Here is a 14,075-nt window from a genome sequence, read left to right on the forward strand (position 1 = left end):
GGAACCGGCTTTGCCGGGCCGCTGGTGTCGCCCCCCGGAAGGGGGGAGGGCGAAGCGACACGCAGTGCGCGAGCCCCCGGGGGAGAGTCAATCCTCCACGAAGGCTTCTTCGCGCTTCGCCTTGATCGACGGCAGCAGCACGATGCCCAGCAGCAGCACCGCGGCGACCAGCAGGCCGGCCGACAGCGGCCGCGTGACGAACACGCTCCAGGTGCCGCGCGACAGCAGCAGCGCGCGGCGCAGGTTCTCTTCCATCATCGGGCCCAGGATGAAGCCCAGCAGCAGCGGCGCGGGTTCGGCCCTGAGCTTGAGGAACAGGTAGCCGATGAAGCCGAACAGGCCCACCATCCAGACGTCGAAGGTGTTGTTGTTGGTCGAGTACACGCCCACCGCGCAGAACAGCACGATGGCCGGGAAGAGGAACTTGTAGGGCACCGTCAGCAGCTTGATCCACATGCCGATCAGCGGCAGGTTCAGGATGATCAGCATCGCGTTGCCGATCCACATCGAGGCGATCAGGCCCCAGAACAGTTCCGGGTTGCTGGTCATGACCTGCGGGCCGGGCTGGATGTTGTGGATGGTCATTGCGCCCACCATCAGCGCCATCACGGCATTGGGCGGAATGCCCAGCGTCAGCAGCGGAATGAAAGAGGTCTGCGCGCCGGCGTTGTTGGCCGACTCGGGCGAGGCCACGCCGCGGATGTTGCCCTTGCCGAAGGGCACTTCGCCCGGCTGCATCTTGATCTTCTTCTCGAGCGCATAGGCCGCGAAAGCCGCCAGCAGTGCGCCGCCGCCCGGCAGGATGCCCAGGGCAGAACCGAGCGCCGTGCCGCGCAGCACGGCCGGCGTCATGCGCTTGAAGTCGTCCTTGGTGGGCCACAGGCCCTTGACGTTGGCGGTGAACACCTCGCGCTCGTCGTCGGGCTGCGAGAGGTTGCCGATGATTTCGCCGTAGCCGAACACGCCCATGGCGATCACCACGAAGCCGATGCCGTCGGTGAGTTCAGGGATGTCGAAGCTGAAGCGGGCCACGCCCGAGTTCACGTCGGTGCCCACGATGCCCAGCAGCAGGCCCAGCACGATCATCGCGACCGCCTTGAGCAGCGAGCCCGAGGCCAGCACCACGGCGCCGATCAGGCCCAGCACCATCAGCGAGAAGTATTCGGCCGGGCCGAACTTGAAGGCCAGCTCAGTCAGCGGCGGCGCGAAGGCGGCCAGGATCAGCGTGCCCACGCAGCCGGCGAAGAAGGAACCCAGGCCGGCCGCGGCGAGCGCGGGGCCCGCGCGTCCCTGTCGGGCCATCTGGTAGCCGTCGATGCAGGTCACGACCGAGGAGGATTCGCCCGGCAGGTTGACCAGGATGGCGGTGGTGGAGCCGCCGTACTGGGCACCGTAGTAGATGCCGGCCAGCATGATCAGCGCCGACACGGGGGGCAGCGCGTAGGTGGCGGGCAGCAGCATCGCGATGGTCGCGACCGGGCCGATGCCGGGGAGCACGCCGATCAGCGTGCCCAGGATGCAGCCGACCAGGCAGTACAGCAGGTTCGTGAAGGTGAACGCGACGCCGAAGCCGATCGAGAGGTTGTGAATCAGATCCATGGTGTTCTTTCTTTTTCTCTCTCAGCCCGAAATGAACGTGGGCCAGACCTGGATCTGCAGCTTGAGCGCCCAGATGAAGGCCACGTAGCTGCCGACCGCCAGGATGGTCGCCAGCACCAGCACGTCACGCAGCTTGAAATGCTCGCCCGCGAGGCTGGCGATGATGGTCAGCGCGTAAATCGCGAGGATCAGGCCCATGGCGGGCAGGCCGATGCTGGGCAGGCCGCCCAGCAGGATGCCGAAGGCCAGGTTGGCGGCGATCACGAAGAACAGCGGCTTCCAGGCCCATTTGCCGATCTTTCCGCCGTCGGCGGTCTCGACCACCAGGGACTGGAAGATGATCACCAGCCCCAGCAGGGCCAGCAGCACGCCCAGCATGAGCGGGAAGTAGCCGGGGCCCATGCGGGCGCCGTCTCCGATGTTGTACGTGGTGGCGCCGACCGCGAAGGTGGCGCCCACGGCAGTGAACATGACCCCTGAAAAGAAGTCAGCCTGACTCTTGATACCCATTGTCTCGACCCTCTGATTGGAAGGCATGAGGGTCGTCCTCGGCGCCTGACCATGGGCTGACGAAAGCGCTAAGCAGTAACGCGTAGCGCCTGGTTCGGGTCTGCCCGGAGTCAGGTTGCGAAGACGTCGGCGGGCGGCATGCAGACGCAAAAAAGGCTCCCGAAGGAGCCTTTTCATTTCACGGATGTGAGTGGGAGCGAGGGCTTAGTAGCCGCCGCGGCCACCGCCGCCGCCGCCGTAACCACCGCCGCCGCCGCCACCGCTGCGGCCGCCGCCACCGCCGTAACCACCGCCGCCGCCGCCACCACCGTAGCCGCCGCCACCGCCGCCGCCGCTACGGCCACCGCCGTAGCCGCCGCCGGCCGGACGGGGTTCCATCGGGCGAGCTTCGTTGACGGTCAGAGCGCGGCCGTCGAGGGTGTGGCCGTTCAGGCCTTCGATGGCAGCCAGCGCTTCAGCGTCGGTGCCCATTTCGACGAAACCGAAACCCTTGGAGCGGCCGGTTTCGCGTTCCATCATGACCTTGGCGCTGGCAACAGCACCGAACTCGCCGAAGGCTTGTTCCAGATCGTTGTCGCGGATGGAGTAGGACAGATTGCCTACGTACAGTTTTTTGCCCATGGAGGGACTCCTAATTCAAACCAAAATAACAAAGCGATGGAGTCCCAGAATCACAACTGACTGAATGAGCGCTGTGGCGCGAAACTGACCGATCACCGGTTCACGCTGCAGACGGAGACCGCCTGAAACGCTGAAGCATTGTCGTCCACTCCTGGGCTTTTGGGTGAAAAGCTTTGCCCACCCCCGCGTAAACCCCGAAAAAAAAAGCAAGTCGCCCCCAGAAAAGGGCGGGCTGGCTATGCTTGCCGCCTCCTTTCCCGCCCGGTTTCCGGGCCCTGTCGACCACTTCAGCACCGCATGCCATTCACCGCCCTGGGCCTTCTTCCTCCTCTTGCGCATGCTGCCGGCGCCCAGGGCTACGCCGAGCCGACGCCGGTCCAGGCCGAGGCCATTCCCGCGGTGCTGGCCGGGCGCGACCTGCGGGCCTCGGCCCAGACCGGATCGGGCAAGACGGCAGCCTATGCGCTGCCTTTGCTGCAAAAACTGTTGGCTGGACACAACGCTTCGGCCCGGGACCTGCCCGCGCTGGTGCTGGTGCCCACCCGCGAACTGGCGGCCCAGGTGGGCGACACCCTACGTGAGTTCGCCCGTGCGCTGCCGCGGCCCCTGCGCATCGCGGTGGCTTTCGGCGGCGTGTCGATCAACCCGCAGCTGATGGCGCTGCGCGGCGGGGCCGACGTGATGGTCGCCACACCGGGACGCCTGCTAGACCTGATCGACCACAACGCGCTGCGCCTCGGCGCACTGTCGACCTTGGTGCTGGACGAGGCCGACCGGCTGCTGGACCTGGGCTTTGCCGACGAACTGCAGCGCATCCTGGGCCTGCTGCCCGCGCGCCGCCAGACCCTGCTGTTCTCGGCCACCTTCCCGTCGGCCATCGAGGCGCTGGCCGCCACGGTGCTGCGCGACCCCTTGCGCATCGACGTGCCTTCCGAACCCGCCACCGCGCCCGACATCGCCCAGCGCGCCATCGAGGTCGACACCCCGCGCCGCACCCAGCTGCTGGCCAGGCTGGTGCGCGACGAGGGCTGGGCCCGGGTGCTGGTGTTCGTCGCCACCAAGCATGCGGCCGAGATCGTGGCCGACAAGCTGCGCAAGGCTGGCCTCGAGGCCGAGCCCTTCCATGGCGTGCTGAGCCAGGGCAAGCGCAGCCAGGTGCTGGCCGACTTCAAGGCTTCGCGCGTGCAGGTGGTGGTGGCGACCGACCTGGCCGCGCGCGGCATCGATGTGGTGCAGCTGCCGGCGGTGGTCAACTACGACCTGCCGCGTTCCTCGGTCGACCATGTGCACCGCATCGGCCGCACCGGGCGCGCGGGCGAGCGCGGCGTGGCCGTGAGCTTCATCACCGAGAACGACGAGGCGCACTTCCGCCTGATCGAGAAGCGCCAGGGCGCCCAGGTGCCGCGCGAGCAGGTCGCGGGCTTCGAGCCCGCGCCGCGCCAGGCCTTGAACCCGCAGGCCGAAGCCGGCACCGGCGGCATCAAGGGCAAGCGTCCGAGCAAGAAGGACAAGCTGCGCGCGGCCGCCGCAGCCGCCGCAGCCAAGACCGGCGACTGAAAGGCTGCAGCGTGTGAGGTCGGTGCCGCCGCGAGCGCGCTGAGCCTTTCGGCCTGACGGGGCCCGCTCCGACGCGGGCTTGCCCCGGATTCCCATCGAGCGCCGCTTGCGGTCGTCCGTCCGTGCCTGGCGACGCCTGGCACAGACCTCATGGTTTCCACCAGTAAAACGTTACACCGACCGGCCTTACGATCCGAAAACGGCTTGTGTAACGATTTACCGACTTCTTGTGAGGTCGGCATTGCCCGCCGTCACCAGGAGACAACAACATGAACCAGCCTTCCCGACGCCTCGTCCTGAGCCGCGCCTGCGCCGCCGCCGCGGCCCTCGCCGTGCCTGCCTTCGCGCGCGCCCAGTCGACGGTCCCGCTGCGGATGAGTTCCTCGCTCACGGCCGACAGCAATTCCTCGCACTTCCTCTGGTACCAGCGCTTCGCGCAAAACCTCAAGGCCGCCACCGGCGACAAGCTGGCGCTGACCTATTTCCCCAACAACCAGCTGGGCAAGGAATCCGACGTCGTCCAGCAGGTGCGCCTGGGCGCCATCGACATGATGATCTCCGGCACCTCGATCTGGGCCACCGCGGTGCCCGAGATCGGCGTGCTCGACATGGGCTACCTGTTCCAGAACGCCGACCATGTGGGCAAGTCGCTCGACGGGCCGGCCGGCGCCGCGCTGTCGAAGCTGCTGCTGGACCGCGCCTCGGTGAACGTGCTGGGCTATGCCTACAGCCTGGGCGCGCGCAACGTCTACACCAAGGCGCCGATGAAGTCGGCGACCGAGCTGCGCGGCGTCAAGGTCCGGGTGCTGCCGGTGCCCAACTTCGTCGCCACCCTCAAGTACATGGGCGCGGTGGCCACGCCGATCCCCTTCGGCGAGATCTACACCGCGCTGCAGACCGGCGTGGTCGACGGCCTCGAGCAGGACGCGCCGACCGTGCTCTCGGGCAAGTTCTACGAGGTCGCGAAGCACTGCATGCTGACCGAGCACATCTTCAATCCCGTGATGCCGGTGATCAGCAAACGCGCCTTCGAGCGCATCCCGGCCGCGCTGCAGAAGCCCTTCCTCGAGGCCGCCCGCGACGCCACGCAATTCCAGCGCGGCCAGGCTGCCAGCACCGAGGCCAAGGCCTTCGAACAACTCAAGGCGCTGGGCGTCACGGTGAGCACGGTGGACCGCGCCGCACTGACGCGCGACGTGTCGAAGCTGTGGACGGAGTTCGCCACGCAATACCCGGCGACGCGGCCCATCATCGACGCCATCGGCAGCGCCAAGGGCTGAAGTCATGGCGCTGGCCACTTCCAACCCTTCCACCGCCTTCTCCGCGACGGCGGTCGCGGCGCCGTCCGGACGCGAACGCATCGAGCGCGCCTGTGCCCGCCTGCGCGTGGCGATCGAGGCCGTGGCGGCGCTGGTGCTCGCCATCGACGTGCTCGTGGTGTTCTGTTCGGTCGTGTGGCGCTACTTCCTGCACGACCCCTTCGACTGGGCCGAGGAGGTGGCCAGCGGCCTGTTGCTGCTGCTGGTGTTCCTCGGCGCCTCCATCGGGCTGGCCCGGGGCCAGCACATGGGCATCGACAGCATCCGCGGCCTGCTGCCGGCGCGCGGCAGGGACTTCGCCGTGCAGTGCTGCAACTGGGTGGTGCTGCTGGTGGCCGGCGTGATGAGCGTCTCCGGCCTGCAGCTGATGGCCTCCAGCCGCGGCCAGATCACGCCGCTGGGCCTGCCGCAGGTGATCCTGGTCGCGCCGGTCGTGATCGGCGGCCTGCTGTTCCTGGTCTTCGCGCTGCGCAACCTGCTGCTGGCGCCGAAGGGCGCGGTGCGCGGGCCCGGCCTCGCGGTGGCGGCGCTCGTGCTGGCGGTGATCGGCCTGCAGCTGTTCGCGCCCGCCGCCATGCCGGGCGCCGGCGTGTGGATGCTGCTGTCCTTCGTGCTGTGCCTGGTCGGCGGCGTGCCGATCGCCTTCGCGCTCGCCTTCAGCTCGGCCACCTACTTCACGCTCAACCCGAGCCTGCCGATGGTGGTGTATTCGCAGCAGGTGGCGGCCGGCGCGGAGCACTTCGTGCTGCTGGCCATTCCCTTCTTCGTGCTGGCCGGCCTGGTGATGGAGGTCAACGGCATGTCGTCGCGGCTGATCGAGCTGCTGGTGCGCGCCGTGGGCCGCCTGCGCGGCGGCATCAACCTGATCATGATCGTCGCGGTCGCCTTCTTCTCCGGCATCTCCGGCTCGAAGCTGGCCGACGTGGCGGCGGTGGGCGGCATCATGATGCCCGCCGTGCGGCGCTGCAAGCAGGACGAGAACGAAGCGGCCGGGCTGCTGGCCGCGACGGCGGTGATGGCCGAGACCATCCCGCCCTGCATCAACCTGATCATCTTCGGCTTCGTGGCCAACGTGTCGATCGGCGGCCTGTTCATCGCCGGGCTGGTGCCGGCCGCCTTCCTCGCCGCGGCCCTGGCCGTGCTGGCCGTGATCGTCGGCACCCGGGCCGACCCGGCGCAGGCCTTTCCCCACCGCCGCCGCCTGCTGACGCTGCTGGGCGGCGCGATGGTCGGGCTGCTGATGATCCTGATGATCGGCAAGGGCGTGACCTCGGGCATCGCCACCTCGACGGAAGTGTCGGCCTTCGCCGTGGTGTACGCGCTGCTGGTGGGCGGCCTGGCCTTCCGCGAGCTCAGCTGGCGCAGCGTCTACAAGCTGTTCGTGGACTCGGCCGCGCTGGCCGGCTCGATCCTTTTCATCGTCGCGGCGGCTTCCAGCGTGTCGTACGCGCTGACCATCGAGCAGATCCCGCAGGACCTGGCGGCGGCGATGGTTGCGGCCGGCCACACCTACGGCGTCTGGCTCTTCATGCTGATCTCGATCGCGCTGCTGATCGTCTTCGGCTCGGTGCTCGAAGGCGCGCCGGCGCTGATCATCTTCGGGCCGCTGCTCACGCCGGTCGCCACGCAGCTGGGCATCCATCCGCTGCACTACGGCATCGTGCTGGTGATCGCGATGGGCTTCGGCCTGTTCGCGCCGCCGCTCGGGCTGGGCCTGTTCGCCACCTGCGCGGTGACCGGCACGCGCATGGTCGACGTCGCGCGGCCGATGGCAAAGTACCTGGCCGTGCTGCTCGTGGCGCTGCTTGTCATCGCCTTCGTGCCCTCCCTCACCCTCTGGCTGCCCGCCCGTTTCGGATTCTCTTGAAAAACCCCACCGTCACCATCGAGGACGTCGCCCGTCAGGCGGGCGTGTCCATCAGCACCGTGTCGAACGTGCTCAACGGCCGCGAGGCCCGCATGACGCCCGACACGCTGGCGCGCGTCCGCCAGGTCATCGAGACGCTGGGCTTCCGGCCCAACCAGTCGGCGCGCCGGCTGAAGACCGGCCACATGCCGATGATCGGGCTGCTCGTGCCCTCGATCGCCAACCCCTTCTTCGGCGCCCTGGCGCGCTGGGTGGAGGACGCCGCGCTGGCGCGCGGCTACGGCGTGCTGCTGTGCAACACCCAGCGCAGCGCCACCCGCGAACGCGAGTACGCGCAGGCCTTCATGGCGCAGGGGATCCAGGGCGTGATCCTCGGCTCCTCGCTGCAGGCCCAGGAACACCTGGGGCCGATGATCCGCAACGGGCTGGCCGCGGTCTGCTTCGACCGCACGGCCCAGCATGCCGAGCTGCCGATCGACTACGTCAGCCTGGACAACCGCAGCGCCGGCGCGATGGCGGCCGAGCACCTGATGTCGCTGGGCCACCGCGCGATCGCCTATGTCTCGGCGCCGCTGCATTCGGTCAACCGCATCGCGCGGCTCGAAGGTGCGCGCGAGGCCTGCCAGCGCGCGGGCGTGCGTTTCGAGGTCCAGACCCAGGAGGTGGCGCCCGGCCAGTCCGAGATGGAGATGGCCGAGATCGGCCGCACGGCCGCGCTGGCGCTGCACGAGAAGGGAACGCTCGCCACCGGCATCGTGGCCATGAACGACATGCTGGCCATCGGCCTGCTCGCGGGCCTGCGGCAATCGGGGCGGCGGGTGCCGGAGGACGTGTCCGTGATCGGCATCGACGACATGTTCCTCGGCCAGTACCTGAGCCCCGGGCTCAGCACCGTGCGCCAGCCCATGCACGAGATGGCGGTCGCCGCGGTCGAACGCGTGCTGGAACGCATGAAGGACACCGACCAGGCGCCGCACGAACTGATCTTCGTGCCCGAACTGGTCGTTCGCGAATCCACCGCCGTCGTCGGCGTGCGCCATCAACCCACCAGGAACCAACAGGCATGACTCCACAGCAAGAAACCCTCACCACCCTCGTCACCGGCGGCGCGTCGGGCATCGGCGCCGCCATCGTGCGCGCCTGCGCCGCACGCGGCGACAACGTCGTCTTCACCTACTGGTCGAGCGAGGAAGAGGCCAAGGCCCTGGCGGCGGAGTTCGGCGACCGGGTGCTTGCCCTGCGCTCGGACGTGACCGACGAGCAGCAGGTCGATGCCGCCTTCGAGGCCGCCATCGGGCGCTTCGGCCGCGTCGACGTGCTGGTCGCCAATGCCGGCGGCCTGCTGCAGCGCGTGAAGTGCGCCGACACCACGCTCGCCTTCTGGCGCCAGGCCATGGACCTGAACCTCACCAGCGCCTTCCTGTGCTGCCGCGCCGCGCTGCGGCACATGACGCCCCGGCGCACCGGCAACATCGTGATCATGGCTTCGCTGGCCGGCCACGACGGCGGCGGCCCGGCCGCCACGCACTACGGTGCGGCGAAGGGCGCGCTGCTGGCCTATGCGCGCGGGCTGGCCAAGGAGGTCGGCCCCGATGGCATCCGCGTCAACGCGATCGCCCCCGGCCTGATCGCCACCCGCTTCCACGACGTGTTCAACACGCCGCAGGGCCGCGCCGCCGGCGTCGAGCGCACGCCGCTGCGCCGCGAAGGCCAGCCGGAAGACGTGGCCAAGGCCGCGCTGTTCCTGAGCTCGGACGACTCGTCCTTCATCACCGGCGAGGTGATGGAGATCAACGGCGGCATGGCGCTGTTCTGAACAGGCCCTAAGCCTTGAAGCGCTTGCGCGTGAGCGCGAGCGCCAGCCAGAACGCCGCCACGCCGTAGACCACCAGCACCAGGCCGTGCCGCAGCGCATCGGCCGGCCACTGGTCCATGAACAGCGGCCGCACCAGCGCCACCGCGTTGGTCAGCGGCAGCCAGGCCGCGATCGCGCGCACGATGCCGGGCAGCTGCTCCAGCGGGAAGAACACGCCCGAGAGGAACATCATCGGCGTCATGAACAGCGTGAAGTAGTAGGTGAAGAAGTCGTAGCCCTTGGCCAGCGCGTTGAAGATCAGCGCGATCGACGAGAAGGTGATGCCCGCGCCCGCGAGCACGCACCAGGCCACCAGCAGCTTCGGGCTGTGGCTGATGCCCAGGCCCAGCATCACCAGCAGGATCGCGGTGGTGGTGAAGATGGCCTTGAAGGCGGCCCACAGCATCTCGGCCAGCACCACGTCGTCGAGCCCGACCGGCGCGTTCATGATGCCGTCCCAGGTCTTCTGCACATGCATGCGCGAGAAGGCCGAGTACAGCGCCTCGAAGGAGGCCGCGTTCATCGCGCTCATGCAGATCGAGCCGCTCGCGAGGAACAGGATGTAGGGCACCCTGGTGCCGTCGACCTCGACCTGCCCGACCAGCGCGCCCATGCCGTAGCCGAAGGCCACCAGCCAGATCAGCGGCTCGGCGATGTTGCCGATCAGGCTGGGGATCGCGAGCTTGCGCCACACCAGCAGGTTGCGCAGGAACACCGGCCACCAGCGCATGGACAGCGCGGGCGGGCGCCAGATGGAGGGGCGGGCTGCGTTCAGGGGGAGGGGGGTGGCGGACATGGCTATCCATCCTCGCGGATCTGGCGGCCGGTGAGCTTGAGGAACAGGTCCTCGAGGTTGGCCGGCCGGTGGAAGGTGCGCAGCCCGCCGTGCTGGGTCAGCGCGTTCAGCAGCGCACGCGCGTCCTGCGTGTAGAAGAACACGGTCTCGCCGCTGACCTCGATGCGCGCGGCCAGCGCCTGGAGTTCGGGTGCCTTGGCCAGCGTGAGCGCGCCGTTGCCGTAGACCTCGACCACGTCGGGCTCGAGGTGCTCGGCGATCAGGTCGCGCGGCCGGCCCTCGGCGATCTTGCGGCCGTGGTCGAGCACCAGCAGGCGCGAGCACAGCCGCTCGGCCTCGTCCATGAAGTGGGTGGTCAGCAGGATCGACTTGCCCTGCTGCAAGAGCACCTGCAGCCGCTCCCACATCAGGTGGCGCGCCTGCGGATCGAGGCCGGTGGTGGGCTCGTCGAGCAGCAGCAGCCTGGGGTCGTTGACCAGCGCGCGCGCCAGCGACAGCCGCCGCCGCATGCCGCCCGAGAGTTCGCCGGGCTTGGCCGCGGCCTTGTGCGACAGCGCGGCGAATTCCAGCAGCTGCGGGATGCGCGGTGCGATCTGCGCGCGCCGAAAGCCGAAGTAGCGGCCGTAGACCAGCAGGTTCTCGGCGCAGCTGAAGTCGGGGTCGAGGGTGTCGAACTGCGTCACCACGCCGAGCCGGGCCTTGATCGCCAGCGCGTCGCGCGGCATCTGCAGCGGGCCGTCCTCGCCCTGGTAGGTGATCTGGCCGCCGTCGGGCGCGGTCAGGCCCAGGCACATGCGCAGCGTGGTGGTCTTGCCCGCGCCGTTGGGGCCGATCACGCCCAGGCATTCGCCGGCCGCGATGTCGAAGGACAGGTTGTCGACCACGGTGGTCTCGCCGTAGCGCTTGCGCAGGCGCTCGGCCTGGAAGAGGGGCGGCGCGCCCGGATGGGCCGCGTGCGGCAGCGTCGCCTCAGCCATGCACGCTGCGGCTGTCGGCCGGTGCCTCGTCGCGTTCGTCCATGCCGTAGTCGCGCACCACGTTGGCGATGCGCAGCCGGTAGTTGCCGAACACATGGCTGCGGCCCGCGGCCTGCGCGCGCCGGTGGGCGTCGAGCGCTCGCCAAGTGGCCAGCGAGGCCTCGTCGCGCCAGAAGCTCAGGCTCAGCATCTTGCCGGGTTCGTAGAGGCTCTCGAAGCGGTCGATGGACAGGAAGCCGTCCATCTTCAGCAGGTCCTCGCGCAGGGCCGCGGCCATCTGCAGGTAGGTGTCGCGCTGGCCTTCTGCGGGCCAGACTTCGAAGATCACAGCCATCATCGTGAAGCGTCTCCATGAAGGTCGGCCGATGGGGTCAGCGGCCGGCCTGGGTCCTGATGATCGCATCTTCGGTGCGCATTCGTCCGGGTCCCGCGCCGGGCCGGGCTCTTACACTGGCGCGTCCATCCGGGCGCATGGCAACTGGGAGTTCAGGGAATGAAGGTTCTTGTTCTGGGCAGCGGCGTGATCGGCGTGAGTTCGGCCTACCAGCTGGCGCTGGCCGGCCACGAGGTCACGGTGGTGGACCGGCAGCCGGCCGCGGGCATGGAGACCAGCTACGGCAATGCCGGCGAGGTCTCGCCCGGCTATTCCTCGCCCTGGGCCGGGCCCGGCGTGCCGCTCAAGGCCGTGAAATGGCTGCTGATGCACCACCGCCCGCTGGTGATCCGGCCGCAGCTCGACCTGGCGCTGGTGCGCTGGGGCGTCGCGATGCTGCGCAACTGCACCGCCGCGCGCTACGCGCTCAACAAGGGCCGCATGGTGCGCCTGGCCGAGTACAGCCGCGACTGCCTGCGCGAGCTGCGTGCGCAGACCGGCATCGAGTACGACCAGCGCATGCAGGGCACGCTGCAGCTGTTCCGCACCCAGGCCCAGCTCGACGGCACGGCGGCCGACATCGCGGTGCTGCGGCGCGACGGCGTGCCCTTCGAACTGCTCGACCGCGAGGGCTGCATCCGCCACGAACCCGCGCTGGCCGCGGTGCGCGAGAAGTTCGTCGGCGGGCTGCTGCTGCCGGGCGACGAGACCGGCGACTGCTTCCAGTTCACGCAACGGCTGGCGGCGCTGGCGGCCGGGCTGGGCGTGCAGTTCCGCTACGGCACGCAGATCCGCCGCATCGAAGCGTCGGGTGGCGCCATCACCGGCGTGCAGACCGCCGCCGGCACGCTCGCTGCCGACGCCTACCTGGTGGCGCTGGGCAGCCATTCGCCGCTGTTGCTGAAAGAGCTGGGCCTGCGCATCCCGGTGTACCCGGTCAAGGGCTACTCGATCACCGTGCCGATCACCGACGCGGCCGGCGCGCCCGAGTCGACCGTGATGGACGAGACGCACAAGGTCGCGGTCACGCGCCTGGGCGATCGCATCCGCGTGGGCGGCACGGCCGAGCTGGCCGGCTACACGCTGAAGCTGCACGAGGCGCGTCGGCAGACGCTGGGACACGTGGTGAGCGATTTGTTCCCGCGCGGCGGCGATGTGTCGCGCGCCGAGTTCTGGTGCGGCCTGCGGCCGATGACGCCCGACGGCACGCCCATCGTCGGCGCCACGCGCTGGCCCAACCTGTTCCTGGCCACCGGCCACGGCACGCTGGGCTGGACCATGGCGGCCGGCACCGGCCGCGTGCTGGCCGACGTGATCTCGGGCCGTACGCCCGACATCGACCTCGACGGCCTGACGGTGGCGCGCTACGCCGACGCCTACCGCTGAGCGCGGGGCCGGGTGCGCAGCGGATCGAGCAGCGGCTTGAGCCCGTTGTGGTCGATCTCGTGCATCAGCTGCAGCAGCCGGCCGATCTCGCCCTTGGGAAAGCCTTCGCGCGCGAACCAGGTGAGGTAGTTGCCGGGCAGGTCGGCGATCAGCAGGCCCTTGTGCTTGCCGAAGGGCATCTCCAGGGTCACGAGGCGTTGCAGGTCTTCGGGGTTCATCGGGTCACGGGTCCTGGGGTGGCGTGCGCCGCGTCGAAGCGCGCCGCCAGTTCGTGCAATCGCCGGTCCAGCGTCCAGAGGCTGGTGCCGGGCGTGATCAGTGTCGACGCCAGAAGGCTCAGGTCGACCAGGCCGCAGCCGAGGCCGTAGAGCTTCTCTCGTTCGACGAAGTCCATGACCTCCGACGGCGTGGCCTGCGAAGCGGCCTGCAACAGGCCGATGTCGCGCAGCGTGCGCTGGCGCGGCGCCGGCGGCGTGCCGCAGGCCAGTTCCAGCACGACCATCGGATGGGTCAGAACCCGGTCCTGCGACAGCAGCGAAGCCAGGACGTCGTTGCCGTGCCGGAAGTGGTCCACCCAGACGGAGGTGTCGACCAGCACCACGCTCATCGCGCGGCCGGCGTCTCGCGGCGGCGCGGGATGTCGGGCATCGAAGGGGCCTTGCCGCCCAGTGCGCTCAGTCGCTTGGCGGCCTGGACGCGGACGAAGGTCTGCACGGCTTCACGGAACAGGTCGGCCTTGTCCATGCCGGGGTCGGCCAGTTCCAGTGCCTGCTGGTAGAGCGTGTCGTCGAGGGTGACGGTGGTGCGCATGAATGCCTCGATTGATGCGAAATTGCATCAATACTAGCATCAGCCGCCCGCGCGCTTCACCGTCATGCCCTTCTTCTGCAGCGCGGCGATCACGGTCTCGCGGTGGTCGCCCTGGATCTCGATCACGCCGTCCTTCACCGTGCCGCCCGAGCCGCAGTTGGCCTTGAGTTGCTTGCCCAGCGCGGCCAGGCCTTCGGCGTCGAGCGGCACGCCGCGCACCAGCGTCACGCCCTTGCCCTTGCGGCCCTTGGTCTCGTGCGAGACGCGCACGATGCCGTCGCCGGCCGGCACGGCCTTGCGCAAGGCCTTGCAGACGCAGGCCGTCATCGGCTTGGCGCAATCGGGGCACACGCGGCCCGTGTCGGTGGAATAGACCAGGCGGCTGCCCGGGATGCTGCTGTTCAT

16 protein-coding genes are annotated in these 14,075 nt (G+C 69.2%); 6 read left to right on the forward strand and 10 right to left on the reverse strand.

Annotated features, from left to right (window positions below; all coding sequences use genetic code 11):
- Positions 1 to 87: 87 nt before the first annotated feature.
- From A9977_RS27740 to A9977_RS27750, 3 genes are all read right to left on the reverse strand, one after another.
- Positions 88 to 1,599, reverse strand: a complete 1,512-nt coding sequence (locus A9977_RS27740) for a tripartite tricarboxylate transporter permease (protein ID WP_183028033.1) — start codon at positions 1,597 to 1,599, stop codon at positions 88 to 90.
- A 21-nt stretch (positions 1,600 to 1,620) separates the two neighbouring features.
- Positions 1,621 to 2,109, reverse strand: a complete 489-nt coding sequence (locus A9977_RS27745; protein WP_183028034.1) for a tripartite tricarboxylate transporter TctB family protein — start codon at positions 2,107 to 2,109, stop codon at positions 1,621 to 1,623.
- A 204-nt stretch (positions 2,110 to 2,313) separates the two neighbouring features.
- A complete protein-coding gene (locus tag A9977_RS27750) occupies positions 2,314 to 2,730 on the reverse strand; it encodes an RNA-binding protein (protein WP_183028035.1) in 417 nt (138 codons plus the stop codon).
- A gap of 297 nt (positions 2,731 to 3,027) precedes the next feature.
- Here A9977_RS27750 and A9977_RS27755 point away from each other — a divergent pair, with 297 nt between their 5' ends.
- From A9977_RS27755 to A9977_RS27775, 5 genes are all read left to right on the forward strand, one after another.
- Entirely contained in the window at positions 3,028 to 4,287 is a 1,260-nt protein-coding gene (locus tag A9977_RS27755) for a DEAD/DEAH box helicase (RefSeq protein ID WP_183028036.1), read from the forward strand.
- Between the two features lie 269 nt (positions 4,288 to 4,556).
- On the forward strand, positions 4,557 to 5,567 hold the full coding sequence (locus tag A9977_RS27760; RefSeq protein WP_183028037.1) for a TRAP transporter substrate-binding protein: 1,011 nt from the start codon (positions 4,557 to 4,559) through the stop codon (positions 5,565 to 5,567).
- A gap of 4 nt (positions 5,568 to 5,571) precedes the next feature.
- Positions 5,572 to 7,473: a TRAP transporter large permease subunit gene (locus A9977_RS27765; protein WP_183028038.1), complete on the forward strand. Its 1,902-nt coding sequence runs from the start codon at positions 5,572 to 5,574 to the stop codon at positions 7,471 to 7,473.
- Positions 7,470 to 8,540 carry a LacI family DNA-binding transcriptional regulator gene (locus tag A9977_RS27770; RefSeq protein WP_183028039.1) on the forward strand — a complete coding sequence of 357 codons (1,071 nt, stop codon included), beginning with the start codon at positions 7,470 to 7,472 and terminating at the stop codon, positions 8,538 to 8,540. The genes A9977_RS27765 and A9977_RS27770 overlap by 4 nt, the downstream gene beginning before the upstream one ends.
- On the forward strand, positions 8,537 to 9,289 hold the full coding sequence (locus tag A9977_RS27775; RefSeq protein ID WP_183028040.1) for an SDR family NAD(P)-dependent oxidoreductase: 753 nt from the start codon (positions 8,537 to 8,539) through the stop codon (positions 9,287 to 9,289). The genes A9977_RS27770 and A9977_RS27775 overlap by 4 nt, the downstream gene beginning before the upstream one ends.
- A 7-nt stretch (positions 9,290 to 9,296) precedes the next feature.
- Here A9977_RS27775 and A9977_RS27780 read toward each other — a convergent pair whose 3' ends face one another.
- The 3 genes from A9977_RS27780 to A9977_RS27790 are packed head-to-tail and all read right to left on the reverse strand — an operon-like array spanning position 9,297 to position 11,438.
- Positions 9,297 to 10,124, reverse strand: coding sequence for an ABC transporter permease (locus A9977_RS27780; protein WP_183028041.1), 828 nt, complete (start codon positions 10,122 to 10,124; stop codon positions 9,297 to 9,299).
- 2 nt (positions 10,125 to 10,126) lie between these two features.
- Entirely contained in the window at positions 10,127 to 11,101 is a 975-nt protein-coding gene (locus tag A9977_RS27785; RefSeq protein WP_183028042.1) for an ATP-binding cassette domain-containing protein, read from the reverse strand.
- Positions 11,094 to 11,438 carry an antibiotic biosynthesis monooxygenase gene (locus A9977_RS27790; protein ID WP_183028043.1) on the reverse strand — a complete coding sequence of 115 codons (345 nt, stop codon included), beginning with the start codon at positions 11,436 to 11,438 and terminating at the stop codon, positions 11,094 to 11,096. The genes A9977_RS27785 and A9977_RS27790 overlap by 8 nt, the downstream gene beginning before the upstream one ends.
- Positions 11,439 to 11,594: 156 nt before the next feature.
- Between A9977_RS27790 and A9977_RS27795 the strand changes: the two genes are divergently transcribed.
- A complete protein-coding gene (locus tag A9977_RS27795; RefSeq protein ID WP_183028044.1) occupies positions 11,595 to 12,860 on the forward strand; it encodes a D-amino acid dehydrogenase in 1,266 nt (421 codons plus the stop codon).
- Here the strand turns inward: A9977_RS27795 and A9977_RS27800 are convergent.
- From A9977_RS27800 to A9977_RS27815, 4 genes are read right to left on the reverse strand one after another with little or no spacing between them, the layout of a single operon-like run.
- A complete protein-coding gene (locus A9977_RS27800; protein ID WP_183028045.1) occupies positions 12,851 to 13,078 on the reverse strand; it encodes a DUF3820 family protein in 228 nt (75 codons plus the stop codon). The two genes, A9977_RS27795 and A9977_RS27800, sit on opposite strands and share 10 nt — an antisense overlap.
- Positions 13,075 to 13,467 carry a type II toxin-antitoxin system VapC family toxin gene (locus tag A9977_RS27805; protein WP_183028046.1) on the reverse strand — a complete coding sequence of 131 codons (393 nt, stop codon included), beginning with the start codon at positions 13,465 to 13,467 and terminating at the stop codon, positions 13,075 to 13,077. The genes A9977_RS27800 and A9977_RS27805 overlap by 4 nt, the downstream gene beginning before the upstream one ends.
- Complete coding sequence (locus A9977_RS27810; protein WP_183028047.1) at positions 13,464 to 13,670, reverse strand: type II toxin-antitoxin system VapB family antitoxin; 207 nt, start codon at positions 13,668 to 13,670, stop codon at positions 13,464 to 13,466. The genes A9977_RS27805 and A9977_RS27810 overlap by 4 nt, the downstream gene beginning before the upstream one ends.
- Before the next feature lie 39 nt (positions 13,671 to 13,709).
- Positions 13,710 to 14,075 carry a translation initiation factor Sui1 gene (locus A9977_RS27815; RefSeq protein ID WP_183028048.1) on the reverse strand — a complete coding sequence of 122 codons (366 nt, stop codon included), beginning with the start codon at positions 14,073 to 14,075 and terminating at the stop codon, positions 13,710 to 13,712.

Origin of the sequence: Variovorax sp. UMC13 (genome assembly GCF_014170375.1) — a bacterium.
GTDB lineage: Bacteria > Pseudomonadota > Gammaproteobacteria > Burkholderiales > Burkholderiaceae_C > Variovorax.